The 25267-nt window shown below is 66.1% G+C and carries 19 protein-coding genes; 11 read left to right on the forward strand and 8 right to left on the reverse strand.

Annotated elements, in window-relative coordinates:
* Nucleotides 1-43: 43 nt before the first annotated feature.
* Nucleotides 44-1219 (reverse strand): glycoside hydrolase family 3 N-terminal domain-containing protein, encoded by a 1176-nt coding sequence (locus tag AC5WEY_RS02195; RefSeq protein ID WP_495644520.1) that lies wholly within the window; start codon nucleotides 1217-1219, stop codon nucleotides 44-46.
* A gap of 153 nt (nucleotides 1220-1372) precedes the next feature.
* Between AC5WEY_RS02195 and AC5WEY_RS02200 the strand changes: the two genes are divergently transcribed.
* The 3 genes from AC5WEY_RS02200 to AC5WEY_RS02210 all read left to right on the forward strand — a co-directional run bounded on the left by AC5WEY_RS02200 (nucleotide 1373) and on the right by AC5WEY_RS02210 (nucleotide 6384).
* The gene (locus AC5WEY_RS02200) at nucleotides 1373-1840 is read left to right on the forward strand and encodes a universal stress protein (protein ID WP_057479639.1); all 468 of its coding nucleotides are present in this window, start codon (nucleotides 1373-1375) and stop codon (nucleotides 1838-1840) included.
* A 103-nt stretch (nucleotides 1841-1943) separates the two neighbouring features.
* On the forward strand, nucleotides 1944-2114 hold the full coding sequence (locus tag AC5WEY_RS02205; protein WP_080730504.1) for a DUF2613 domain-containing protein: 171 nt from the start codon (nucleotides 1944-1946) through the stop codon (nucleotides 2112-2114).
* A 22-nt stretch (nucleotides 2115-2136) separates the two neighbouring features.
* Nucleotides 2137-6384 (forward strand): alpha-(1->3)-arabinofuranosyltransferase domain-containing protein, encoded by a 4248-nt coding sequence (locus AC5WEY_RS02210; RefSeq protein ID WP_495644521.1) that lies wholly within the window; start codon nucleotides 2137-2139, stop codon nucleotides 6382-6384.
* Here the strand turns inward: AC5WEY_RS02210 and AC5WEY_RS02215 are convergent.
* Complete coding sequence (locus tag AC5WEY_RS02215; protein ID WP_495644522.1) at nucleotides 6362-7510, reverse strand: acyltransferase family protein; 1149 nt, start codon at nucleotides 7508-7510, stop codon at nucleotides 6362-6364. The genes AC5WEY_RS02210 and AC5WEY_RS02215 overlap by 23 nt on opposite strands.
* Before the next feature lie 168 nt (nucleotides 7511-7678).
* Here AC5WEY_RS02215 and pgfA point away from each other — a divergent pair, with 168 nt between their 5' ends.
* Together pgfA and AC5WEY_RS02225 are read left to right on the forward strand one after the other, a co-directional pair.
* Nucleotides 7679-8812, forward strand: a complete 1134-nt coding sequence (pgfA, locus tag AC5WEY_RS02220; protein WP_495644523.1) for a cell envelope lipid trafficking protein PgfA — start codon at nucleotides 7679-7681, stop codon at nucleotides 8810-8812.
* A 113-nt stretch (nucleotides 8813-8925) separates the two neighbouring features.
* Nucleotides 8926-9369, forward strand: coding sequence for a hypothetical protein (locus AC5WEY_RS02225; protein ID WP_495644524.1), 444 nt, complete (start codon nucleotides 8926-8928; stop codon nucleotides 9367-9369).
* 51 nt (nucleotides 9370-9420) lie between these two features.
* Here the strand turns inward: AC5WEY_RS02225 and AC5WEY_RS02230 are convergent, their stop codons facing one another.
* A complete protein-coding gene (locus AC5WEY_RS02230; protein WP_495644525.1) occupies nucleotides 9421-10632 on the reverse strand; it encodes a lipopolysaccharide biosynthesis protein in 1212 nt (403 codons plus the stop codon).
* A gap of 25 nt (nucleotides 10633-10657) precedes the next feature.
* On the opposite strand from AC5WEY_RS02230, the gene AC5WEY_RS02235 reads away from it, so the two are divergent.
* Nucleotides 10658-12394, forward strand: coding sequence for an MmpA family trehalose lipid delivery protein (locus tag AC5WEY_RS02235; RefSeq protein ID WP_495644526.1), 1737 nt, complete (start codon nucleotides 10658-10660; stop codon nucleotides 12392-12394).
* Here the strand turns inward: AC5WEY_RS02235 and AC5WEY_RS02240 are convergent.
* A complete protein-coding gene (locus AC5WEY_RS02240) occupies nucleotides 12341-13555 on the reverse strand; it encodes a glycosyltransferase family 4 protein (protein ID WP_495645503.1) in 1215 nt (404 codons plus the stop codon). The two genes, AC5WEY_RS02235 and AC5WEY_RS02240, sit on opposite strands and share 54 nt — an antisense overlap.
* Nucleotides 13556-13625: 70 nt before the next feature.
* Between AC5WEY_RS02240 and AC5WEY_RS02245 the strand changes: the two genes are divergently transcribed.
* The gene (locus AC5WEY_RS02245) at nucleotides 13626-14396 is read left to right on the forward strand and encodes a class I SAM-dependent methyltransferase (RefSeq protein ID WP_235581834.1); all 771 of its coding nucleotides are present in this window, start codon (nucleotides 13626-13628) and stop codon (nucleotides 14394-14396) included.
* A gap of 9 nt (nucleotides 14397-14405) precedes the next feature.
* Complete coding sequence (locus tag AC5WEY_RS02250; RefSeq protein WP_057479632.1) at nucleotides 14406-15284, forward strand: ROK family protein; 879 nt, start codon at nucleotides 14406-14408, stop codon at nucleotides 15282-15284.
* Between the two features lie 57 nt (nucleotides 15285-15341).
* On the opposite strand, the gene AC5WEY_RS02255 is transcribed toward AC5WEY_RS02250, so the two are convergent.
* From AC5WEY_RS02255 to AC5WEY_RS02270, 4 genes are all read right to left on the reverse strand, one after another.
* Entirely contained in the window at nucleotides 15342-17171 is a 1830-nt protein-coding gene (locus AC5WEY_RS02255) for a phosphoenolpyruvate carboxykinase (GTP) (protein ID WP_057479631.1), read from the reverse strand.
* 309 nt (nucleotides 17172-17480) lie between these two features.
* Complete coding sequence (locus AC5WEY_RS02260; protein WP_495644527.1) at nucleotides 17481-17783, reverse strand: DUF6802 family protein; 303 nt, start codon at nucleotides 17781-17783, stop codon at nucleotides 17481-17483.
* A 34-nt stretch (nucleotides 17784-17817) separates the two neighbouring features.
* Nucleotides 17818-19275 carry a P-loop NTPase family protein gene (locus AC5WEY_RS02265; protein WP_495644528.1) on the reverse strand — a complete coding sequence of 486 codons (1458 nt, stop codon included), beginning with the start codon at nucleotides 19273-19275 and terminating at the stop codon, nucleotides 17818-17820.
* A 17-nt stretch (nucleotides 19276-19292) separates the two neighbouring features.
* A complete protein-coding gene (locus AC5WEY_RS02270; RefSeq protein WP_495644529.1) occupies nucleotides 19293-20357 on the reverse strand; it encodes a hypothetical protein in 1065 nt (354 codons plus the stop codon).
* 208 nt (nucleotides 20358-20565) lie between these two features.
* Here AC5WEY_RS02270 and trmB point away from each other — a divergent pair, with 208 nt between their 5' ends.
* The 3 genes from trmB to AC5WEY_RS02285 are packed head-to-tail and all read left to right on the forward strand — an operon-like array spanning nucleotide 20566 to nucleotide 25241.
* Nucleotides 20566-21324, forward strand: coding sequence for a tRNA (guanosine(46)-N7)-methyltransferase TrmB (gene trmB / locus AC5WEY_RS02275; protein ID WP_495644530.1), 759 nt, complete (start codon nucleotides 20566-20568; stop codon nucleotides 21322-21324).
* 14 nt (nucleotides 21325-21338) lie between these two features.
* The gene (locus AC5WEY_RS02280) at nucleotides 21339-22025 is read left to right on the forward strand and encodes an NYN domain-containing protein (RefSeq protein ID WP_495645504.1); all 687 of its coding nucleotides are present in this window, start codon (nucleotides 21339-21341) and stop codon (nucleotides 22023-22025) included.
* Complete coding sequence (locus tag AC5WEY_RS02285) at nucleotides 22026-25241, forward strand: MMPL family transporter (RefSeq protein ID WP_495644531.1); 3216 nt, start codon at nucleotides 22026-22028, stop codon at nucleotides 25239-25241. It begins immediately after the preceding gene.
* The last annotated feature ends 26 nt before the right edge of the window (nucleotides 25242-25267 follow it).

A 25267-nucleotide genomic window follows, 5' to 3' on the forward strand; every position in this document is an offset into this window, starting at 1 on the left:
AAGTACTAGACGTTACTCCACAGTAAGGTCCAGTAGCGCCCAATCAGGCTCCGCACGCCCCCTTGAACCGGGCCACCGTCGCTGCGGCCTCGTCCACCTGAGCCGCCGGCAGGCGTCCCGTTGCCACCGCGTCCTCGAGATTGTCCAGCACCGCGGGCACCTGATCGGTGGTGAGCCACAGCGCCACATCGGCACCCGCAACCAATGCCGCCTCCACCGCGTCGACGATTCCGAGCCGCGCCGTGATCGCCGCCATGCCGCTGAGATCGTCGGTGAAAATCGGACCGTCGAACGGAGCTGCCCCATATCCGACGCCGTCGCGCAACAACGCCATCGCCGCGGGGCTAATGCTGGCGGGGACTCCGGGGTCGGTCAGTCCTGGCACGTCCAGATGACCGACCATGACGCCGACTCCGGTGGTGTTCAGCGCCGCGAACGGGAGCAGATCCGTGGTCTTCAACTCGTCGAGCGACGGAGTGGTGACGGCACCGGTGTGCGAATCGCCCGAGCCCGAGCCGTGCCCGGGAAAGTGCTTGATGACAGGCTTGATTCCCGCATCTTCCAGGCCGCGCGCGTACGCCCCCGCGTACTCGATGACGACCTGTGGGTCGTCGGAGAACGACCGATCGCCGATGACGGAATCATCGGGCTGCGCACTCACATCGACCACCGGAGCGAAGTCGACCGTGACCCCCAGATCCTTCAGTCCCCGGCCACGCGTCAACGCCTCCTGGTACGCCTCGTCCACCGTCATCGTCTGGGCCAAGACCCGCGCCGACGGTGCCTCCCCCAGCAGATCCGCGACCCGAGAAACCCGCCCGCCCTCCTCGTCGATCGTGACCATCGGAGCCACCGCGGACGCGTCGAGCACCTGCGGTACCTCCCGATTGGCGAGCATCGACTCGTCGGTCCAACTGCCGACGAAGATGCCACCCACCTGTTCGGTCGACATGATCTGGACCGCATCCTGCGTCCCAGTCACTCCGACAGTGAGCAGCTGGGCCAAGCGCTGCCGCTCGGTCAAACCGTCGACGAAGGCGATGCAACCGTCGACGGGCGGCAGCGGTTGCGCGACAGTCGTGTCCGGTGCCGTCGTCGTAGAAGCAGGGGGCGCTGCCTGCGTCGACGCAACCGGGGTCGACTCGCTCGAGCACGAGACCAACAACCCCACACCGACCGTCACCACCGCTGCGGACCGAACAGAAAACCGAAGTCGCATGGAAGCGACGGTAGCCGAGATAGTCCGTGTTGCCGCCGCCCCTCCGGTCCGGATCAATGTCGCTTTGTTGCACTCTGACCGACTGAAACCCACATTGATCCGGGGAGGGGGCGGGGTAATCTGGGCGAAAGCGACATGAGGAGGAGCTCGACCATGACCGCAGACCTCATCCTGATTGCCTACGACGGCTCCGACAACGCCAAACGAGCCATCGACTATGCGGGACGGTTTCTCACCACCTCCCGCGCGATCGTCGTCACGGCGTGGGAACCGATGGTGCGTCAAGCAGCTCGAATGTCCGGCCTGTCCGGCGTCATGCAGCCCGAATGGGTACCCGACGACGAGGCCGAGGACGTTGCGCTCACCGATGCGAAAGTCACCAACAGCGAAGGCGTCGCGCTGGCCGAGGCCGCAGGCCTGAAGGTGGAAGGTCAGTGCACCGAATGCTCCGCCGCCATCTGGAGCGCGATCGTCGAGAAAGCTGACGAGATGGACGTCGACATCATCGTCACCGGCACCCGCGGCACCACCGGGCTGCGTGCACTACTGCAGAGTTCGGTGGCCGAACACGTGCTGCGACACAGTCATCGCCCCGTCCTTATCGTTCCCCCCGGCAAGTAGAGCGTCCGGCGGCTGTTTCCCTGCACGCAGGTGATACCGTGATGCCCGCGTGGGGGTCCACCTCACCTGTTCGATCCGTGAGCCGACTGACTGGAGAACCGAGATGAAGTTCGCTGTCCCGGGTGTCATTGCCGCCGTCGTCGGAGCCGTACTGGGTGCAGGCGTCGTCTTCGGAGTCACCGCCGCTGCAGCCGACAACTCTCGTCCGGATATCGATCGCACCGGAAACGCCGACTCGTCCTTGCTGAACCAGGTTGAGTACGGCAGCCGCTGACGCTGGTCGCATTCGTGGATCGATGATCTCGGCCGAGCCGCTCGGCCGTAAATGGCTTCTCGGCGTCTCGGCTCTGGCATTTCTTCTCACTTTTCTGCAGGTCCCCGGCTTCACCGTTGCCGACACCAAATACGACCTGGCGCAGAACCCCCTCGGATTTCTCGCACGTGCCTCGCATCAATGGAACAGTGCGGCACCGTTGGGTCAGGTGCAGAACCAGGCCTACGGCTACTTCTTCCCACACGGAGCGTTCTTCGCCGGCGGTGACCTTCTCTCCATTCCTCCGTGGATCACGCAGCGCATCTGGTGGGCACTGCTGCTCATCGCCGGGTTCTGGGGCCTCGTCCGACTCGCCGAGGCCCTCGGCATCGGCAGCCGCACTTCTCGCCTGATCGCGGCAACGGCATTCGTTCTGTCTCCGCGAGTGATCACCACCCTCGCGTCGATCTCGTCCGAGACGATGCCGATGATGCTCGCGCCATGGGTGCTCATCCCCATCGTTCGTTGCCTGAACACAGAGTCCGAGCGATACACGGTTCGACGATCGGCGGCGCAATCGGCACTCGCCGTGGCGCTCATGGGTTCGGTCAATGCGGTCGCGACCGCCGCCGCAGTTCTGGTGGCCGTGATCTGGATGTTGTCCCATCGGCCGAACAGGCGCTGGCTCGTGTTCGGCTCCTGGTGGGCCGGCTTCCTCGTGCTCGCAACGCTGTGGTGGATTGTTCCACTGCTGTTGCTGGGTAGGGTCTCTCCGCCATTTCTCGACTACATAGAGTCCTCGGGCACCACCACCCAGTGGACGTCGTTGACGGAAGTGTTGCGCGGCACCGGCAGTTGGACGCCGTTCGTCTCACCCGAGCGCGTCGCCGGTGCCGTTCTGGTGACCCAGCCTGCCGCCGTCATCGCAACGGGTTTGATCGCGGCCGCCGGAATCGCTGGGTTGGCGATGCGATCGATGCCCGCCCGAGGACGGCTGACGATCATGTTGTTCGTCGGTCTCGTCGGGCTCGGTGCCGGGTTCGTCGGTGATCTGGACGGTCCGTTCGCGGCAACAGTGCGGGTGTTCCTCGATTCGGCAGGCGCACCGCTACGCAACATTCACAAACTCGAGCCGGTCATTCGAATCCCGTTGGTACTGGGCCTGGCTCACCTGTTGGGCCGCGTTCCGCTGCCCGGGTCGGTGCCGCGGCCGCAGTGGCGATCGGCCGTCGCGCATCCGGAAAAGCAGCCGATGGTGGCTGTGACCGCGCTCGTTCTCGTGGCGTTGGCGCTCTCCACCTCGCTGGCGTGGACGGGAAAGCTCGCGCCTCGCGGAGCTTACGAGGCCGTTCCGCAGTACTGGCACGACGCGGCGGACTGGCTCACCGCCCACGCGTCCGGGTCGAGTCCCGACGGGTCCGATGCGCAGCGCGCATTGATCGTGCCCGGTGCACCGTTCGCCTTGCAGACCTGGGGACTGACCCGCGACGAGCCGTTGCAGGCTCTCGCCACGACGCCGTGGGCCGTCCGCGACGCCGTACCGCTGACCCCGCCCGGAGCCATTCGCGCCCTGGATTCCGTGCAGCGCCTCTTTGCCGACGGGCGTCCGTCCAGCGGACTGGCCGACACCCTTCAAGGGCAGGGCATCAGCTACGTCGTCGTACGCAACGACCTCGACCCCGAGAATTCTCGGTCCACCCGCCCGGCATCGGTGCACCAGGTGCTCGACGGTTCGCCGGGGCTGGCCCGAGTGGCACAGTTCGGCGACGACGTTGCTCCCGGTCAGGTCGACGGCGTTGTGCTCGACGGTGATCTGCGGCCACCGTATCCCGCTGTCGAGATCTATTCGGTGAACGGCGCGGCCGATACCCCCGCGTCGGGCCCTTACACGGTCGATCTCGATCGAGTCCCGGTGGTACAGGGCGGACCGGAGTCGATTCTGCGCTCGAACGAACTGCGCAACAACGGGATTCGCCTTCCTGTGCCCGCCGGTCCGACCTTGCTGGCGTCGGACGCAGCGGCCGCCGGCCTACCCGTGGACGCGGTGACGGTGACGGACACCCCGATGAACCGCGAGACAGACTTCGGCCAGGTCGACAATCACAACTCTGCACTGCGGGCCGCGGACGAGCCTCGGCGATCACTGAACGAGGTTCCCGACTACCCGGTGTACGGGGCGGAGACCGTGGACGCCGAGTGGGAGGGTGCGACGCTGACGGCGTCGAGCTCGGCATCGGACGCAACGCAGATCGGCGGCAGCGCCCCCGGTAGCGGTGTCGCGGCGGCAGTGGACGGAGATCTGGCCACCAGTTGGATCAGCAACGGCATCGAACGCGCTGTGGGGCAATGGCTTCAGTTGGATTTCGACACCCCGGTCCGCGGCGGTCTGCTGCACCTGCGCACCAGCCCCGGGACAATCGGCGACCCGGTGAAATGGGTCGAGGTCACCACCCCGAACGGTTCCACGGCGGCTCGGGTCGACAAGCCCGGGGACCCGATGACGGTGTCCTTACCGGGCGGCGAAACGCCGTGGCTGCGCATCACCGCCAAGTCCACGGTCGACGGAACCCGCGGAAGCCAATTCGGCATCAGCAAGGTCTCGGTGGACGACTATTCCGATCGAGACAACCCGACGCCGGTGCCGATCGTGCACCGTGCCGTGTTGCCGGACACTCCGGCCGGGGCACGCGTCGACGCGTGGGAACTCGGCCAGGAATTTCCCGGGCGCTCCGGATGCCTCGACACCGACGATCGAATCCGTTGCAGCAGTGGATTGTCCAAAGCTCCGGAGGAACTCGGGCGTTTCTCGCGCACGATCGAGGTGCCGATGGGTACCGCGGTCATCCCCGATCTGACGGTACGCACACGGCAGTCACCCGAGCTCGAGGCACTGCTGGCTCAGCCGGGTCGACCGCTGGCCAGCGGGGCGTCGGACGTCGCAGATCTGGAGGGTTCCGCCTTCGCCGCCACCGACGGTGACCCGCGCACCTCCTGGGCCGCACCGGAGAAGTCGATCACCGATCGTGCCGGCACCAATCCCACTCTGACCATCCAATTGCCGACTCCCACACTGGTCGACGGGCTCGAGCTCAGCCCCAGCCTCGGCGCACTACCGGCCCACCCCACCCGGGTCGCGGTCAACCTCGGCAACGGCCCGATGGTCCGCGACGTCGACACCGACGGTTCGACGACACTCGAGCTGGCACCGCAGGTGACCGACAGGATCGTGCTGTCCATCGTGGACTGGGACGGCGTCTTGGATCGAAACTCGTTGGGCTTCATCCAATCTCAACCACCCGGATTAGCAGAGGTCACTCCGCTGTCCGCCGGCGAGCCGATCGGTGCCCCGTACGACGGCGACCGTGAGATCACGGTGGACTGTTTCAACGGTCCCCTCGTCTCCATTGCCGGGCAGACGGTGCGCACGTCGGTGACCGCGACCGCCGACCGATTCCGCTCCGGTGAGCCGCTGAAGGCGTCGGTGTGCGACGCCGCCACCCCGGTGAACGAGAACTTCGTCAACCCGGTGTCACTGCCCGAGGGCCGTCAGGACGTGGTGGTGGAGCCTGGAGCGTCGTTCTTCGTCGACGGTATTCGACTGCGCACCATGCCTGTTCCGGCCGATTGGCCGAAAAGCTCGGCACCACAGGCGGCGAGGACCACGGCCTGGAGCCCCGATCACCGCGAGGTGACACTCACCTCGCGGGACGAGGATCGACTGTTGGTGATCCCGGAGAGCAACAACATCGGCTGGCACGCAACGATGCCCGGTGGCGTCGAACTCTCTCCTGTGGTGGTCGACGGCTGGCAGCAGGCCTGGATGGTTCCGGCGGGGGCGTCGGGCACGGTCTCGTTGGATTTCACCACCGACCGCTGGTATCGACTGGGCATCTTCGGTGGGCTACTACTGTTGATCCCGTTGCTGATCGCGGCGATCCGCGCGCCCCGCACAGTCTCTAATCCGGGCCCGCCGCCGCGCACGTGGCGCAGCACCACAGTCGCATTCGTGGCGCTGCTCGCAGCGACGACCGTACTGGCCGGAATTGCGGGCGCAGTCACTGTCGCGGTGATCGGAGTAGGTGCGGTGTATCTGGATCGCCGTTTCGATCGCGCCCTGTCGTCACGTGTATTGGTCTGCATCGCAGGCGGATTCGCGATGCTCGGCCCTGCGTTACTGTCGCTCGGTCCATGGCGATCGCCCGACGGGTACGTGGGCGGATCCTACGGAGTTCAGCTCGCAGCGCTGATCGGAATCGTCGCGCTTGCTATCAGTGCGATACGGCGACCGTGAGAGGTTTCTTCTTCGGAGCGAATCGCCGTCGAGCAGGTTCTTCGACCAGTGCGTAACTGGCCGCGGCCACCGGAATCGACAGCGCAAGTGTCACCGTCAGCACGAACCACATTCCGCCCGAGAACGGAACGATGCCGAACACCGGGAACACCACCGCGAGAACAGCCAAGTGCCAGATGAAGATTCCGTACGACCAACGACCCAGCGTGAGCATCACCGGATGCTCGAACACTCGGTGCCTGCGGCCGGTGTCGGCGAGTACCAGGGGCGAGAGCATCGCGAATGCGAGAACCGCACCGAAGACGATCTTGAGCTCGAACTGCCACGGCTCGGGCCGAACCAATCCCTGCGGGCCCGCCAGTGGAGTAACCGACAGCACGAAGGCCGTCACGGCGATCGACGGCATCACCCATCTGCGCCGAGCCCACCGATGCACCCAGGTCTGCGGTCCGACGGATACCTCGGCCAACACCATCCCGGCTGCGAACCAGGGGAGGTACCCGGGCAGCCAGTTGTCGTGGTGAATGGCATCGGCGGTCGTGATCGGCAGGAACGCCCACGACAGCGTCAGCGCGGATGCACCGAGCAGTACCGAGATTCGGTGCCGGGCCGAGGCCCCGCGCAATCGGACCATCAGCCACGCGAACACCGGCAGTAACAGATAGAAGGCCACTTCCACCGACAGCGACCACATCTGTGTCATACCCTCGGTCAGCGTCAACGGTACGAACACCTGCGTGAGCGAGAGATTGGCCAACCACACCCGGTAGTCCCCGCCCGCGTGCGGCAGGAACAGCAGCACCAGCACTGTGACCACCCAGTAGGCGGGCAGGATCCGCACGGCACGCGACCAGAAGTACCGGCGAGTGGGCTGAGCCTGCTCGAGTCCGCGCGCCTGCGCGGCATGGGGACGCCACAGCAGGAATCCCGAGAGCGCGAAGAAGATCGCCACCGTGAGATCGAACCTGCCCCAGATACGTCCCATGAGCGGCGAATTGGCCGCACCGGTCTGGAACGCGACGTGTGTGACGACGATGCCGATCGCGGCCAGCGCGCGCATTCCCTCGAGTGCAGGGACGAAACCGCGCAACGGCACGACGGATGCCGGTTCTGTGGATTGACTCATGGTGCCCTCGAGTGTGCCGTGTCGAACCGGCGTGGACGAGACCGGCACCACTGTCGACTGTTACTGTCACCTGCGACGTGTCGTAAGAAATCGGGCATCGGGTCGGGGGCGAACGTAGGTCCCGCCTGCGGTGTCTTCCAGTGAAGCGGTCGAACAAGGAGAATCAGCATGGCGGAGCGCTCAGGGCCGAGCCGGATATTGGCTCTTGTACTCATCGGCTTGGGTGCATTTCTGGTGGTCGCCGCCATCCTCATTCCGACCTATACGGTCTCGGCACTCGAGAAGACTCCGTTGGACCTCGAGGTCACCACCGTCTCCACCGGCGAAGGCAGTGTGCTCAACGCCAGCTCCCTCGCCGCCGGTCGCGCGGTCGTCGACCAGAACGTTCCGCTCGTCTCCCAGCGATTCGTCACCGTCGAGGATCCCGCCGACGCAGACATCATGACGCTGCAGGCCGGTCAGACCCTGCGACGCAGCGACAAGCAGGCCGACACCGGACTGCTGACCGCCAGCGTCGACCGCGTCACCATCGATCGCGTGACCTCGATGCCCGTCGAGAGCCCGATCGGCACCATCCAGGTGGCCGGCGACAAGCCCGCCGAGGAAGTTGCGCACACCGGTCTGCAGTACAAGTTCCCGTTCAACTCCGAGCAGAAGAGCTACCCGTACTTCGACGTCAACGCTCGTGCGTCCAAGGACATCGACTTCGTCGAAGCCACCGAGATCAACGGCACGCCGGTGTACCAGTACCAGCAGACCGTCGGCCCGGTGGACCTGTCGACGGTGGTCAACCTGCCGACCAACAAGGTCACCCTGCCCGCCGACACCTGGGGCGTCGAAGGCGGAGCTGCGCCGGTGACGATGACCCGCTGGTACGAGAACACCCGCACCCTGTACGTCGAGCCCGAGACCGGGGTCGTCGTCAAGGGCGAAGAGCAGATTCACCAGTACTACGCACGTGAGGCAGGCCAGCCCGAGGTCGACGTGCTCAACGCACCGATCACCTTCGACGAGAACACCGTCGAATACCAGATCCAGCAGGCCAAGGACGGCCAGGACAAGCTCTCGCTCTTCGGCCGCACCGTTCCGATCGTTGCCGGCATCCTCGGTGTCATCTCGCTGATCGCCGGAGTGTTCTTGCTCCTGCGCGGCGGAAACGGTGGACACCGTCAGCCCGCACGGGCCGACAATGCTCCGCGACCGAACCCCGCCGGCGGAGCTGCTCCCGCTCCTTCGAGCAATCGTGATTGGACGACGGATCGCACGGAAGAGATTCCGAGGACGAATCTCAACAAGGAGTAAATGCGCTACGCGCAGGAGTGGAGCCTGCGGAACGACCCAGATGACAGTGGCGTGGTTGAGTGCCCGTGAGGCACGCAACCACGCCACTCGTCTGTGTGGGGACATCCTCTGCTGTGGCAGCGCATCTCGAGGCCGTGGGTCCGTTCTTCGAGACCGCCGCCATCCGCGATCCGAATACCGAGGCCGATGGCGGATGGCGTCTCCACATCACCGGTGACGACACAGAAAGTCTGCCACCGCCTGCGGCCGCTACCGCGAGAAGTCTGATTCGGAGGGTGCGAGTTCGCGGACGAGTCGCCAGCAGGTTTCGCCCCATCCGCGTCCACGTCGAGCAGGATCAGGTCTGCGTCTATTTTCGTTGGGCAGAGAATCCAACTATGTTTGCGATGACGTTGCAGCTTCCTCGATCCGAGGACGACTTCTCCGGCTCTCCGCTGGATTCTCCTGATTCCATTGTGGCCATGTGCCTTTCGAACTGGCAGGAAGATCTACGAACAGGCTTGCTGGTGTGGGGACACCGCACACGGCGGGCCGACGGTGCCGTACACATCTCGTGATCGATCACCGAGATGAGCGGCCGTCGACATCATCGGGTGGCAGCGGTGATGTCACGACGATGCCGTGACGCGGTTGCCCCACAACACCAATCCGCACACGACGACCATCGTCACTGCAGCGGTGACCGCGGCGACGGTGACGAACTGCGCCAGCGTCGAGGCCACGAACACCAACAGCAACACCTCCGCGGCGAGGGCGAACCAGGCGACGAAGGCAAGGTGGGTGCGCTCACCCGCGATGGCCCACAGCAGCGCGCTCTGCAACACAGCCAGGCATGCGCCTTGCAGCACGAACAGCCAGACATAGTTCTGCACACCGGAATACGTATCGCCGACCACCAACGGCAGCAACGGCGACGCCAGCGCCCCGCCGATCACCAGTACCGTGCCCAGACCGGCGACGACGGCCAGGGCCGAGCGCACCGCGGCAGCAGAATGCGCGGGGTTCGCCATCCGCGGATACAGCACCACCCCCACGGCCTGCGGCAACCAGAACGCTGCTTTCGACGCGACGGCACCGACGGCGTACAGCCCGGCCTCGTTGCTGCTCAGCAAAGTGCGCGCAAGGACCAGATCCAGCGCGGACATTGCGATGAGCACCAACTGCACCTGCGATGCCTGCAATACGGCCAGGACGGTGACCTTGGTTTCCGACACCGAGTTCTCCGGCACGCCTGCCGTCCATCGCGCACCGATGGCCACTGCGCCGATTCCGACCGCCGTGGCCAGCAGGACCGAACCGGGTCCGCCGCCGAGTGCGAGCACCACCACTGCAGGCACTACCTTGCCGAAACCGGCTGCAGCAAGCACGAGACTCAGAGCGCCGAAACGCCCCCGCCCCTGCAACAATCCTTGTTCGGCGGCCAGCAGCACCAGCACCGGTGCCGCGATGACCGCGGACACGGTTGCTGTCATCGAGACATTCATGGCCGCGGACAGTGCGGGAGCGAGCGCCACCGCCAGCACACCCACGACCGCTGCACATCGGTACCCGACGGTCCGCAACTCTCGAGAACTACGCCCGCGCACTACTTCACGCGCGACGACGGACTGCAGCGCCAACGCCGGGACTGCGAGAACCAGTTGCGCAGCAAGCAGACTCGCGAACTCGCCGTACCCCTCGACGCCGAGCATCCGACTCGCGAGTACCTGCAGCAGATACGCCGCCACGTTCGCGAACATCGAACCGGCCGTCACCATCCCCATCCCGGCGGCCGACGCACCCGCGGTGTGGTCTGCCTCGGACGAGGCGCGGAAAGACATGAGCCCACGGTATAGGGTGCCGAGCATGGCGCGGTCGAGGTCGAGGTGGACGCCACCGCTCTACTCTCTGCTGCTCGCACTGGTGATTCTCGGACCTCTTCTCGGCCCCGGCTACCTCTTGCTGCGCGACGCCGTCAGCACTCCCCGTTCCTACTTCACCGACTCCGCATGGGGAATCGCCGACGCGGCCGCGCGAGCCGTCCCGCAGGACGCCGCAATCGCAGCATTGACGACGGTGTTCGACGGCGGCCTGATCGTCAAGACAATCCTGCTGCTCGGATTGTGGTTGGCCGGTTGGGGCGCGGCCGTCATGGCTCGTACGGTGTTACCGACGGCTCCGCTGCCGGCGCTGCTCGTCGCGTCGACCGTGGCGATGTGGAACCCGTACGTCGCCGAGCGTCTGCTGCAGGGACATTGGAGCCTGCTCGTCGGGTACGCCGCCCTCCCCTGGACCGTGGTTGCCGCACTCGCAGTCAGACAGGGTCGTTCCTGGTGGGCCCTTGCCGTCTGCCTCGCCGCCGCCGGCCTCACTCCCACCGGCGCGCTGCTTGCCGCAACCGTCGCCCTGGTGATTCTTGCCCTCCCCGGGGGTGCCCGACGCGGCCTGCGCGTGGTCACGGCTCTTGTGCTGGCGGCGGTGGCGTCGGCGCCGTGGCTGGTGGCGACAGCCGTGTCCGGCAGTGGCGTCGAGCAGGCGGATCCGGCCGGGTGGGCAGCGTTCGCGGCTCGTGCGGAGCCTGGTCTCGGCACCCTCGGTAGCGTGGCCGGCCTCGGCGGGATCTGGAATTCCGATGCTGTACCCGCTTCTCGTACCGGCATTTTCGCGTTCGTGGGCACGGCGCTGCTGCTGACCGTGGTTGCGTTGGGGGTGCGCCCCTTGGTCAGGCGTCGAAGAAATCCGGTGATTCTGGGACTCGGTGTTGTTGCGTTGCTTGCCATCGCAGCCCCTGCGTTGGCAGCAACGGGACCGGGGCTGGCAGTCGCCCGAGCGGTGGGCGAGACCGTTCCCGGTGCCGGACTGCTCCGCGACACTCAGAAGTGGGTGGCCCTGGCGATGCCGATCTACGCGTTGGCCGCCGCGGCCGCGTTTACTCCCCGGCGTCGACCGAATCCGGTGCAGCCAACCGCGCTGAGCGCGGTTCAGCGCACCCGATTCGGCAGCGCCGTCGCGATTGTGGCCCTGCTGATCGCATTACCCGACCTGGCCTGGGGCGTCGGGAACTCGATGCGGCCCGTGACGTACCCGGCGTCCCGGCAGGCGGTCGCAGCGCAATTGCAGGGCAGCACAGGCGATGTCGCAGTTCTACCGGCCGGCATGTTTCGCCGCTTCCCCTACAGCGGCACTGCGCCGGTTCTCGATCCGGCACCGCGGATGCTGCCACTGGACGTATTACAGACCGGCGAGCTCATCGTCGCGGGCGGCACGGTGCGGGGCGAGGGAACCCGGGCCACCGAAGTCCAGAATGCTTTGCTCGCAGGCGAATCCGCGGAGACACTCGCAGAATTGGGCGTCGGGTGGGTGTTGGTGGAGAACACCACCCCCGGTGAGCTCGGCGACTCCGCGCAGACGCTGAACCGGTTGGATGCCGTGTACTCGGACGAGCAGCTCACGCTCTATCGGGTGTCCGATCCAATAATCATCCAGAGCCGCTCGAACACGGCCGTCGTCGTCGCCCACCTCGCGTGGGCACTGCTGCTTCTCGGGGGACTAGCGGTAGGACTGCTGGGCCGATTCCGAGTGCGGCGCACCCACCAGCCCTGACGACCACGCGCCACGGGTCGTCGCGTCGAGCACCGAGTACACACCGTCCGCGCACTGCTCCCACGAGAACTCAACCGCGCGCACACGCGCTTTCTCGCCCAGGCGAGTGCGAGCCTCGGCGTCCTGCAGCAGCTCCGAGACGGCCTGGGTGAGACCGGAGACGTCCCGGTCGTCGACCGACTGTCCGCCCACCAGAATGCCGGTCACGCCGTCGATGACCGAATCGGTGAGGCCCTTGGAGCTTCGGTAGCCGACGGTCGGCACGCCGTGCTGAGCGGCTTCGACGACTGCGAGCCCCCAGCCCTCCTTGCGCGAGGGCATGACGTGCACCCACGAACGGCCGAGCAACTCGTGCTTGCGCTCCTCGTCGACGTGGCCGTGGAAGGTGACGTACTGCTCGATCCCCAGTTCACTCACGTAATCGCGGAGGTTCTGCTCCCACCAGCCGCCACCGATGACGTCGAGGTGGATGTCGGGAATTCGGCCTCGCAGCGCCGCGACGACGTCGAGAGCGTCCTCGATCTGCTTGTGCGGAACCAACCTGGACAACACGGTGAGCGACGGGTGCGCGGTGCGGGTGTTCTCGTCGCCCTCCGGCACCGACTGCGGGATCTCGTCGGCACCGTTGCGGACCACGGCGATGCGCTCGCGGTCGACGCCGAGCGCGATCAGCTCGTCCGCGGACGGCAGCGACACGGTCAGGTACTGATTGCGTCGGTGCACTCGGGGAGAGACCGTCGATTCGAGCCACCAGCCGAGCTTGGCCATCATCGGGCCGGCGACCGGCCATTGCTCACGGTGACAGTGGTGCACCAGCAACGTCACCGGTACGCCCAGCGCGGCACGTGAGAAGAAGGGAATGCCGTTCTGGGTGTCGATCACGGCGTCGGGCGCGATGCCCTTGAGCGGGCCGAAACCGAGCCGCCCGGCTGCGATGGCGGCCAGTGCGCGGGGATACACCGACAGGCGGCCACCACCGCGGCTGATGCGAATGCCGTCGACGATCTCCTCGGCGGGAGCTCCGGGGTACGACGCCGTCCTCAGCGTGACGCGTACGCCGCGTCGAGCCAGACCGGCGCCGACCTGCTCGAGGTAACGCTCACTGCCGCCGCCCTGCGGGTGCCCGGTATCGCGCCAGCACAGCAACAGAACCTCGCGCACAGCTCGCTTCACCCAATTTCCGCATGCTCGTCGATTACCGCTGCCACAGTAACCGCTAGGGTTCGTTTTCGTGACTTCCGCCGTGACACGTCTGTTCGCCTCCCGCGCGACCTTGCGCCGTTCGGTGAGTCTGCTGAAGGACTTCGGCCACGAACAGAGCGCTCCGGACATCTTCTACGGGGCCTTGGCGCGTGATTCCGTCGAGCTGATCGGCGACCTGTACCGAGGTCTGACGGGCACGGACATGTCCGCGGCGACGGTACTGGACGTCGGCGGCGGCCCCGGCTACTTCGCCGAGGTGTTCGGCGCGAGTTGTGCGCGCTACCTGCCCGTCGAACCCGATGCTTCGGAGATGCACGCCGCGGGCCTGCAGATTCCCGGTTCGGTGCGCGGCTCCGGCATGGCACTGCCCTTTCGCGACGACAGCGTCGACATCTGCTTCTCGTCCAACGTCGCCGAACACGTACGTGAGCCCTGGACCATGGCCGAGGAGATGCTCCGTGTCACCAAGCCCGGCGGCCTGACAGTCCTTTCGTACACCATCTGGTTCGGCCCGTTCGGCGGTCACGAGACCCGCCCGTGGCACTACCTCGGCGGCGAATACGCGGCCCGCCGCTACGCTCGCACCACCGGACACGAACCGAAGAATCGCTTCGGCGAATCACTGTTCGACATCAGCGCCTCCGACGGATTACGTTGGGCGCGAAGCACTCCCAACGCAACGTTACTGGCGGCTTTTCCGCGCTATCACCCGCGCTGGGCATGGTGGATGATGCGCGTTCCCATACTCCGCGAGTTCTTGGGCAGCAACCTCGTCCTCGTTCTGAAACCAACTGGATAGTCTGGGCCGATGACGGCACTCGCGCTCGACATCGGCGGCACCAAGATGACAGCGGCACTCGTCGGCGAGGACGGTCGGCCGCAGAACCCGGTGACGACGTCGACCCCGGAGTCCGGAGTGTGGCGGGCATGCGCTTCGCTGCTTCGGAAGATCGCTCCTGGACAGCACATCGACCGCATCGGCGTCGCATGTTCCGGGCCGGTGAACCTCGAGACCGGATCGGTTGCACCGATCAACATCGAGGAGTGGAAGAACGGCTTCGGTCTACGCGATCACATCTCCGCTGTGCTTCCCGACGCCGACATACGGCTGGCGATGGACGGCAGCGCAGCGGCACTGGGCGAGTACCGCTTCGGTGCTGCCGTGGGTGTGCCCGACGTGCTGAGCCTGGTCGTGTCTACCGGCATCGGCGGTGGGTTGGTGCTGGGCGGAAAAATCGTCGCCGGTGCCAGCGGCAATGCCGGGCACATCGGCCACATCGTCGTTCCCGGCTCGACGACGCCCTGCGCGTGCGGAGGAATCGGGTGCGTCGAAACGGTGTCGAGTGGGCCCTCCGCGGTGCGGTGGGCGCGTGAACAGGGGTGGCCGGGGAGCACCGGTGTCGAATTGGCCGCAGACGCCGCCGCGGGCGAAACGCGCGCCATCACCGCGCTGCAACGAGCCGGAGTTGCTCTGGGCCAAGCGATTGCCTCGGCCGTCGCGCTGACGGACGTCCGCATGGTGGTGATCGGCGGCGGCTTTGCTCAGGCCGGCCCGCCGCTGTGGGACCCGATTCGAGAGTCGATCGCACTACACGCGCGGTTGAAATTTCTCGACGGTCTACAGGTGGTGCCCGCGGCGCTCGGTGGCCTGGGAACCCTGGCCGGGGCAGCCGCACTCACTGCCTGACCCACACAGCCAGAACGGGGCCCACCCCTCGGTGAGCCCCGTTCCGTGTCGTGAATACTACGCGCCCAAACGCTGCTTCAGGGCGTCGAATTCGTCCTGAATTCCGGTGGGCAGCTTCTCGCCGACGAAGTCGAACCACTCCTGGATCAGCGGGATCTCGGCCTTCCACTCCTCGGTGTTCACCGCGAGTGCCTCGGCCACGTCGTCGACGGTGGTGTCGAGACCGTCGATGTCGAGTGCCTCGGCGGTGGGGACCACGCCGATCGGTGTTTCGACGCCCGCTGCCTTGTGCTCGATGCGCTCGACGATCCACTTGAGCACACGCGAGTTCTCACCGAATCCGGGCCACAGGAAGCGCTTGTCGTCGCCGCGGCGGAACCAGTTGACGTAGAACACCTTCGGCAGCTTGGACTCGTCGGCGTTCTTGCCGAGGTCGATCCAGTGCTGGAAGTAATCGCCCACGTTGTAACCGAGGAACGGCAACATTGCCATCGGGTCGCGTCGGACGGTGCCGACGGTGCCCTCGGCGGCGGCGGTCTGCTCGGAGCCGACGGTGGCTCCCATGAACACTCCGTGCTGCCAATCGCGAGCTTCGGTCACCAGCGGAACGGTGGTCTTGCGACGTCCACCGAAGAGAATCGCCGAAATCGGCACACCCTTGGGGTCGTCCCACTCCGGAGCCATGGACGGGCACTGCGCCATCGGTACGCAGTAACGCGAATTGGGATGTGCGGCATCGGTTCCGGACTCGGGGGTCCAGTCGTTGCCCTTCCAGTCGATCAGGTGATCGGGCTTGCCTTCGAGGCCTTCCCACCACACGTCTCCGTCGTCGGTCATGCCGACGTTGGTGAAGACGGAGTTGCCCTGATCGATGGTCTTCATCGCATTCGGGTTCGAGTCCCAGTTGGTGCCGGGCGCGACACCGAAGAAACCGAACTCGGGGTTGACGGCGTAGAGACGACCGTCCTCACCGAAGCGCATCCATGCGATGTCGTCGCCGATGGTCTCGGCCCGCCAGCCCGGAATGGTCGGCTGGATCATCGCGAGGTTGGTCTTGCCGCATGCGGACGGGAAGGCCGCCGCAATGTAGTAGGCCTTGTCCTCGGGCGAGATCAGCTTGAGGATCAGCATGTGCTCGGCGAGCCAGCCCTCATCGTGGGCCATCGCCGAGGCGATGCGCAGCGAGTAGCACTTCTTGCCCAGCAGAGCGTTGCCGCCGTAGCCGGATCCGTAGCTCCAGATCTCGCGATCCTCGGGGAAGTGCGTGATGTATTTGGTGTCGTTGCACGGCCACGGCACGTCGGCCTGGCCCTCGGCGAGCGGTGCGCCGAGCGAGTGCAGCGCCTTGACGTAGAACCCGTCCTCGCCGATCTTGTCCAACGCAGCCTGGCCCATGCGGGTCATCACGCGCATGGAGATGACGACGTACTCGGAATCGGTGAGCTCGACGCCCAGCTTCGGATCCGCAGCGTCGAGCGGGCCCATGCAGAAGGGAACGACGTACATGGTGCGTCCGCGCATGCAACCGCGGTAGAGATCGGTCATCAGCGTCCGCATCTCGGACGGGTCCATCCAGTTGTTGGTGGGACCGGCGTCGATCTCTTCCTTGGAACAGATGTACGTGCGCGATTCGACACGGGCGACGTCCGACGGATCGGAGTTGCCGAGGAACGAGTTGGGCTTCTTCTCGTCGTTGAGACGAGTGAAGGTGCCTGCCTCGACCAGCTTGTCGGTCAGGCGCTCCCATTCGGCGTCGGATCCGTCAGCGAACACCACGGAGTCCGGTTCGGTCAGTTCGGCTACCTGAGCAACCCAGGCAAGCAGTTCTTTGTGTCGAGTCGGCACGCTGTCGGTGCCGCTCAAACCGGGAATGGTCGCTGAGGTCATCTAACTCTCCTGGGGTTAGCCGGAACCGGGAAGAATTCGCACGATCGCTGTGGGCAAGCACGCACGAGTAGATCTCGGTTTTCCCCTCTCGGCGGGGCGCTGCTCGACCGTTCGAGCTGCAGTACACCATGTTACTGGGTACGGCAAGCCGAGGACCGAGCGCCGGATGTCCTGTTCATCAGGTTAACGCCGAGCGACGCGAATCCAGAAACAGGGTGTTGTCCGATTGGTCACAAGACCGATTCAGATTGGGAAAGATCTGCGCAAGAAGCCCTCGAGCAGGGGCGATACCGCGTCCCCGCTTTCTCGCTACAGCTCTCCTGATTCGGACATTTCGCCCCGGCCAATACCGTTCGCTTCGCGAAAAATCTCCCAGCTTCGGTAGTGGCCGTCACGTCCGAAGGCAGTGAACTTGTCTGTCACACCGTCCCCGTCGACGTCGGTCGCCACCGTGATCCCGGCATCGGTATGCCGCACGGTGGTCTCGTAGTGACCGTCGCCGTCGAGATCCAAAAGGTCAGCCGCGACGACGGGCGCGTCCGCATCGAACTCGTGTTGCGCCACGTCATCCGTGGAAACTACTTCCGCCGCGAAGCCATCCACCGCGATCATCGACACCCCTCACCTGGTTCGACCGACACTGCACCTACTGACTCCGACGCACGGACGCGTCGAACGGTTCCACCGGGCCGCGGAATCGCTCCAGCCCCCGTTCGAGTGCAGAGAGATCGCGATCGCACGCCGACAGCAATGCCGACCGGTGGTCGGCGAGCCTGCGCAGTTCGGCATCCACCTCGGCGATGTCCCCGTCGATGCGGGCCGCAGCCTCCCGGTCCGCGACGGCGACGGCGGCCGCGAGAGCGGACTCGGCTTCGAGAATGCGCGAGAGCAGCCGCTGCTCCACCACGGACTTCACCCGGGCCAGGCATTCCTGCGTCCAGCTCCGCAGGTGTGCACGATCCGACACCAACGCTCTCGACCGCGTCAACCACCATGCGAGCGCTCCGCCCAGAACAAGGGTGATCACGGTATTGGCCACCGCCCACGCCTGCACCAGCGCCATCGGAGAGACGATCAGGCGTCCGAGGCCCACACCAGCCGACGCCCCGACCACGATCATGATGGCGTCCTCGATACCGCGACGCCGAGACGGTGCCCCGATGTCGAGCGATGCGTCCTCGGCGCGCGCCTGCGCCACCGTCGGGACGAGCCCCAGATCGGACTCCACCGCTCGCAGTCCCGCGGTCAGCGCAGCGTCGGCTCGACTCTGCGCACCGCGCGCCGACTCGGCGACGTGCGCGGGCAGGTGATTCAGCTCGGCCCGTCGGGCCCCGTCGATCGACCGCCTCACCTCGACGCCCAGTTCGCGAAGGTCCTCGGCGGCGGCATGGAGCAACTCCACCCGGACCCGCTGGATCCGATTGTGCAACTGCGCACGTCGATCACCACCTAGGTTCTCTCGTTCGCCGATGAGCGCGGCGCGTCGCGCTCGAAGAGGGACGGAATCGCTTCCCCCGGTCACGTCGCGAGCTCTCGCCACGATCGACGCTCTGGCCCCGGCAGCGCAGTCATGCACCGCCGCAGCATATTTGCGCCGCGCTCCGAGTGCCGTGGCGTCCAGCAGCAGCACGCCGAGCCGGTCCGTCACCGCCCCGAGGCCCGATTCGACACACAGTGCCGCGTCGCCGGTGTCCCTCCCCACCCGCGCCAGCCGGACCGAGATCGGGTGAAACGTGCACTCCACCGCTCGCGGAACGCGCTCGGCCACCAGGTCACTGTCGGCTGTCACCACCTCGCGCCAATGCCTGTGCACGTCGATCTTGTTCACCACGAACAACACCGGCGTGGATTCGAGTGCCCCTCGCCAGCGCTCGATTTCGAAGCGACCGACCGGAGCCGACGCGTCGACGACGATCACCACGACGGCTGCGTCGGCCACCGAATCCGAGAATTCGATGCCACCGAGCCGCGACAGCTCGCGCCGCAGCTCCGACTTGCCCGATCCGGCCGTGCCGGTGAGGTGCACCCCGGCGGGTCGGCTCTCGCGGGCCCGTGCGATCCGGTCGAGTGCATCCGAGTTCCAGCGCCGAAGAACGCTTTTCATGTCCTCGGACAGTGGCATCACTTGTCCAGCATCCGCACGTAGCCCCGACACAGCGCGAGTGCAGACCGACGCACTTCCGACTCCTCGGCCGCGGCCGCACGCTGCTTCCACAGGGCTGCCTGCTCCACTACCACCCGATCGGAACCGGTCTCGATCGGCACTCCCAAATGCATCGCAGCGCAACGCATTTCCGCAGCCACGGCCTCATTCGAGGCCAGGTACGACTCGACAGCCCCGCGCACCTGCCGATACCGAGCGCAGATCTGCTGCAGGCTCCGGTGCAGGTCTGCGTCGCGGCCCGCCGCGGCCATCGACACCGCCGTCGACACCGAGGCCGTCACCTCGTCGACACCGGTGACCTCGGCCAACGCACGCAGAGCATCGCCGTCGGACAGAGCGGTTCGCTGCCGCAGCACGTCGATCAGCAGAGCCACGCCGCGCAGTTCGATGCACTCGATCAGAGCCTCCCGGCGACGCGTCGAGACGGCGATGTCGGCCGCGAGAAAGCGGTCCACGGTCAACAGGTCTGCCGGGCCGACGTCGCTCGCAGCGACGGCGCGAGCGTCGGGCATGACGAGCGATGCCCCGGACCGCCCTGTGTCACCCAGTTCCGTGCCGCACAATCCCGCTGCGGTCGCGCCCATCACCGGCAGTACCGTCCGCACGAGCTGTCGGGAGGCCGACGCTGCGGATGCCGCTGGATCGTCGAGGGTGTCCGCCTTGGTGAGCACCACGACGGTTCCGCTCGGCATGCCGCCGGGACCGGAAGCCAAGAACTCGGTGTCGACCGGCGACACCGCGCCTGCGATCACATAGACGAGGACGTCGAAGTCCATGCTGTCGATGCCGCTGTCTTCGCGCACCCGCACCTCGAGGCCGTCCGCGTCGAGGCGCATCGACTCGATGATCGCGACAATTGCGGATTTGCCCACTCCGGTTCGACCCGTCACGCGCACGATCACCGGCCGCAGGCGGTCCTGCAGCGCGGTGTCGACGGCCTCGCGGGCGTCTTCGCTCACCGGTACCCCGCACGAGCTCGCCGCGGTGCGGTCGCGCAGTCGGCCGAAACTCGCCACGCCCATGTTCGATCCCCCCAGAACGACCGCCGTCTGCCCCTGACGCGGCGTACAGCCCCCTGCTGCGGCACCGATTCTGGCACATCGGTGAGGCGTACGACCCGCCCCAGAGAATTGCACCGATGTAATTAGTCGCGAACTTCTTGCCCCTGATCAGCGGTAGGACGCCAAGTCTCAACTTCAACTCGAGACCCACGTGTCACACGGCCCGTCGATGCGCGACAATGGACCCGTGAACGAGTCTCAGGACACCTCTGTCGACACCGAGGAGAACGCAGCGCGGACCCACGAACGGGGCTCGCGGCTGTACCCACGAGTGACGAGCTTCCGCTCTCGGCGTGGAGCGCTGACCGAGGCTCAGCAGACCACCTGGGACCATCTATGGCCGCGCATCGGCCGAGATGTCGCCGACGAGCAGATCGACATCGACTCCTGGTTCGGCCGCAGCGGCCCGGCGATTCTCGAAATCGGGTCGGGTACCGGCACGGCCACCACCGCGATGGCCTCGGCCGAGCCGCACGTCAACCTCATGGCCGTCGAGGTCTACCGCCCCGGTCTGGCGCAGACTCTGCAGCAGATCGAACGAGAAGGCATCGAGAACATTCGCCTGCTTCGCGGTGACGCAATGGACGTGCTCGAGAACATGCTGTCGTCGGAGTCGTTGACCGGAGTCCGAGTCTTCTTTCCCGATCCATGGCCCAAGGTTCGCCACCACAAGCGTCGCCTGCTGCAGGGGCCGACCTTCGCGATGATCGCGGATCGACTGAAGCCGGGCGGCGTTCTGCACGTGGCCACCGATCATGCCGAATACGCTGAGTGGATTGCCGAGGCCGGGAACGCCGAACCCGGTTTGACCGTTCTCGATTGGGAATCGCCCATGACGCACGAGCGGCCGGTGACCAAGTTCGAAGGCAAGGCACAGCTGGTCGGTAGTTCGGTGACGGAATTGATCTGGGGAAAGAAGACAGCATGAGCGTCAGTACGGACATGCCCGACACCGTGGTCGACCCCTCAGAACTCGGCGCGATCGGTGAATCGCGCCACAGCAAGCGCGTCCTGCTGGTCTGGGACGCCCCCAACTTGGACATGGGACTGGGTGCAATTCTGGGTGGCAGACCCACCGCCGCCTACCGTCCGCGCTTCGATGCGCTGGGCCGTTGGCTGCTCAGCCGCACTGCGGAACTCTCTGTGTCGGGCACCGCGACTCTCGAACCCGAGGCGACGGTGTTCACCAATATTGCTCCCGGCAGCGCCGATGTCGTCCGACCCTGGGTCGAAGCATTGCGTAACGTGGGGTTCGCGGTGTTCGCCAAGCCCAAGGTCGACGAAGACAGCGATGTCGACGCCGACATGCTCGACCACATCGATTTCCGCAACCGTGACGGCGGCCTCGCCGGAGTCATGGTCGCGTCCGCCGACGGTCAAGCGTTCAAGGGCCCACTGGAGGCCATCGCAGCAACCGGAGTGCCGGTCCAGGTACTGGGCTTCCGGGAGCACGCAAGCTGGGCTGTCACGTCGGACATCCTGGAATTTCTCGATCTCGAGGATATTCCGGGCGTCTTCCGTGAGCCACTGCCACGGGTGAGTCTCGATTCCCTCCCCGACGAGGGCGCGTGGCTGCAGCCCTTCCGACCGCTGTCCGCCCTGCTCGTCGGGCGCCAAGGAGTTTCTTAAGTGTTCGCCAGATGGGGAGACATCGTCTACCGGCTGCGGTACACCGTTATCGGTGTCATGGTGGCCGGGCTGTTGGGCTTCGCCGCCTACGGTCTCGATCTCAACAGCCATCTCAGTCAGAGCGGTTGGGACGATCCGACCTCGGAATCGGCCCAGGCTGCCCGTCTGGCGGACAACACGTTCGGTCGCGACAAGCAGGGTGACGTCATTCTGCTCTACACCGCCCCGGCGGGATCGACCATCGACGACCCGGAATTTCAGTCCAAGATCATCGCCAATCTCGACTCCCTCGCCGCCGACCACCCCGGCCGGATCGAGAAGGTCAACGGCAGCTACTTCCGGACGGCGACGGCTCCGAACCTCGCCGCGCTCGGCACCACCGACAAGCAACACGCCATCGCCAGCGTCGCCATCGACGGAGCCAACGACACCGAGCTCACCAACAACTTCCAGGCCGTCAAGGACGCTTTCTACGTCGACGGCGTCGACGTCCAGGTCACCGGCCTGCAAGCCGTCGCGGGCGCACTGCAGTCGACCATGGCCGGCGACATCCACCGCATGGAGCTGCTGGCGATCCCCGCCGTCGCGGTGCTGCTGTTCTTCATCTTCGGCGGCGTCGTCGCAGCCGCGCTTCCGCTGATCATCGGTGGCCTGACCGTCGTCGGAGCCAACGGCATCGTGAAGGTGTTCACCAACTTCACCGAGGTCAACTCGTTCGTTGCACCCGTGGTCTCGCTCGTCGGCCTCGGTCTGGCCATCGACTACGGGCTGTTCATCGTGTCGCGGTTCCGAGAAGAACTCGGCGACGGCTATACGACGCCTCAGGCCGTGCGTCGCACCGTCATGACGGCCGGTCGCACCGTGGTGTTCTCCGCGACGATGATCGTCGCGTCCCTCGGTGGGCTGCTGCTGTTCCCGCAGGGCTTCCTCAAGTCCGTCGCCTACGGCTCCATCGCCACCGTCGCACTCGCGGCACTGACGGCCATCACGATCCTGCCCGCCATGCTGGCGATCCTCGGCCCGCGCGTGGACGCGCTGGGTCTGAAGTTCATGCGCAAGACCAAGTCGAGCGAGGAAATCGAGAACGGCATGTGGGGCCGCCTCACCCGCTGGGTGATGCGCAACCCGGTCAAGGTCACCGTGCCCATCGTGCTCGGCCTGGTGCTGCTGACGCTGCCCGTCGGCAACATCAAATTCGGTGGCATCAACGAGACCTACCTACCTCCCGACAACGTCACCCGCGAAGCGCAAGGTGAGTTCGACACGCTGTTCCCGGGGCAGCGCACCGAGCCGATCAAACTCGTGATCAGCAATGCGCAGGGGCCGAACCTCGCCGCGATCACCACTCAGGCCAACAACGCTCCCGGACTGGTCGAGCCGTTCTCCCCGGTCGGTGCCAGCAAGGACGGCATCATCGTCTTCAAGGCCGGACTGGTGGATCGCAACGACTCCAAGCCCGCAATCGACTTCCTCCGCAGCATCGACGTGCCGGATGGAGCGTCGATGCTCGTCGGCGGCACGCCTGCGATCGAGCAGGACTCGATCAGTGCGCTCATCGACAAACTGCCACTGATGGCCGTCCTCGTGGTGTTCATCGTGACGCTGCTGATGTTCCTGACGTTCGGATCGTTGGTGTTGCCGATCAAGGCGGTGCTCATGACCGTCCTCGGGCTCGGTGCCACCATGGGCATTCTGACGTGGATATTCATCGACGGTAACGGTGCGGGGCTGATGAATTTCACCCCTGGTCCGATCATGGCTCCCGTGTTGGTGCTGATCATCTCGATTGTGTTCGGTCTGTCCACCGACTACGAGGTGTTCCTTCTCTCCCGCATGGTCGAGGCTCGCGAAAAGGGTGCCAGCACAAGCGAAGCCATCCGCATCGGAACCTCGCATACCGGACGCATCATCACCGCCGCGGCCCTGATCCTCATCGTCGTGACCGGAGCGTTCGCATTCTCCGATCTGGTGATGATGAAGTACATCGCCTACGGCATGATCGCTGCGCTCATCATCGACGCCACCCTCATCCGCATGTTCCTCGTGCCCGCCACGATGAAGCTCCTCGGTGACGATTGCTGGTGGGCTCCGCAGTGGATGAAGCGAATTCAGCGCAAGCTCGGACTCGGCGAGACCATCCTCGAAGACGAACTCCTGCCCATTGCCGACGTGCCGGAGCTCGCCCTCGCCGGGGGTGCACCGTCCACCACGGTCGCGCCACCGCTTCGTCCGGCACCGCGCCGGAGCGAACCGCTCACCGAGCCCATTCCTGTTGTTGCGCCGCACGGTTCGGGCCCCATCCGGGCGACCCACGCCGCGAAGGAAGAGTCCAGGCGCAGCGTGACGGGACGTCCGGCCACACCACCCGAGCCGACCCGCGACACTCCGGCCACTCCCCCGGTGCAGCACGCCCCGAGGTCTGCCCCGAGTCAGCCGGCAGCGCCCCGACCCCGCCCGACCGTCGAGCCGCGTCCGACCGTGGAGCCGCGTCCGACCGTGGAGCCGCGTCCGACCGTGGAGCCGGAACCGACCCAGGCCGCCGAGGTGGTTCGTCCTGCGCCGTCGGTCGAGCCGCTACGCGCACCTAGTGCACCGCGCCCGCCGGTCACACCGCCCAGCCGATCCCGCCCGGCTCGCGCACCTCGAGCCGAGGAACCGGATTCACGGTCCATCGAGAGCTGGCTGGCCGATCTGCGAGCGCCCAGCGCATCGCCCCCGAGTCGGCCGAGTACGCCCGTCAACGGTTCGAGCCGAAACGGTCATGGCGAGAACGGTTCGACCCGCAACGGTCATGGAGCGAACGGGTCCGCACAGAACGGGTCCGGTCAAAACGGATCTGCGCAGAACGGGTCCGCACAGAATGGATCCGGCCAGAATGGATCCGCACAGAACGGGTCCGGCCAGAACGGGTCCGGCGAGAGCTATTCGACCCGAAATGGCAACGGCAGCAACGGTACCGAGCGCAACGGCAGCAACGGCTACGAACACCGTGGATCCGAGCGCGACGGGTCCGAGCACACTGGGTCCGAACGCAACGGCTCCAACGGCACCAACGGCACCAACGGATCGGCGTCGAACGAGTCCGACAAGCCGTCGGGTCGTCGGGCAGCACCCGCTGCCGACAACGGCGACAGTGGCCGTCATCGCGGCGGTGAGAACGGGCAGGTACTCAGTGTCAGCGAGTTGCTCGCGAGGGAACGCAACCGTTCACGCTGATGCTGCACCGCCGCGCAGGCGAGTAG

The sequence above is a fragment of the Rhodococcoides sp. S146-33 genome (genome assembly GCF_059489205.1).

Bases quoted from the DNA above. Each gene is read 5' to 3' on its own strand.
- AC5WEY_RS02250 (WP_057479632.1), top strand. From the start codon at position 14,406: ATGACGGCACTCGCGCTCGACATCGGCGGCACCAAGATGACAGCGGCA.
- trmB (WP_495644530.1), top strand. From the start codon at position 20,566: ATGCGCGACAATGGACCCGTGAACGAGTCTCAGGACACCTCTGTCGAC.
- AC5WEY_RS02210 (WP_495644521.1), top strand. From the start codon at position 2,137: ATGATCTCGGCCGAGCCGCTCGGCCGTAAATGGCTTCTCGGCGTCTCG.
- AC5WEY_RS02255 (WP_057479631.1), bottom strand. From the start codon at position 17,171: ATGACCTCAGCGACCATTCCCGGTTTGAGCGGCACCGACAGCGTGCCG.
- AC5WEY_RS02215 (WP_495644522.1), bottom strand. From the start codon at position 7,510: ATGAGTCAATCCACAGAACCGGCATCCGTCGTGCCGTTGCGCGGTTTC.
- AC5WEY_RS02270 (WP_495644529.1), bottom strand. From the start codon at position 20,357: ATGGGCGTGGCGAGTTTCGGCCGACTGCGCGACCGCACCGCGGCGAGC.
- AC5WEY_RS02235 (WP_495644526.1), top strand. From the start codon at position 10,658: ATGGCGCGGTCGAGGTCGAGGTGGACGCCACCGCTCTACTCTCTGCTG.
- AC5WEY_RS02280 (WP_495645504.1), top strand. From the start codon at position 21,339: ATGCCCGACACCGTGGTCGACCCCTCAGAACTCGGCGCGATCGGTGAA.
- AC5WEY_RS02230 (WP_495644525.1), bottom strand. From the start codon at position 10,632: ATGTCTTTCCGCGCCTCGTCCGAGGCAGACCACACCGCGGGTGCGTCG.
- AC5WEY_RS02265 (WP_495644528.1), bottom strand. From the start codon at position 19,275: ATGAAAAGCGTTCTTCGGCGCTGGAACTCGGATGCACTCGACCGGATC.
- AC5WEY_RS02200 (WP_057479639.1), top strand. From the start codon at position 1,373: ATGACCGCAGACCTCATCCTGATTGCCTACGACGGCTCCGACAACGCC.
- AC5WEY_RS02195 (WP_495644520.1), bottom strand. From the start codon at position 1,219: ATGCGACTTCGGTTTTCTGTTCGGTCCGCAGCGGTGGTGACGGTCGGT.
- AC5WEY_RS02260 (WP_495644527.1), bottom strand. From the start codon at position 17,783: ATGATCGCGGTGGATGGCTTCGCGGCGGAAGTAGTTTCCACGGATGAC.
- pgfA (WP_495644523.1), top strand. From the start codon at position 7,679: ATGGCGGAGCGCTCAGGGCCGAGCCGGATATTGGCTCTTGTACTCATC.
- AC5WEY_RS02205 (WP_080730504.1), top strand. From the start codon at position 1,944: ATGAAGTTCGCTGTCCCGGGTGTCATTGCCGCCGTCGTCGGAGCCGTA.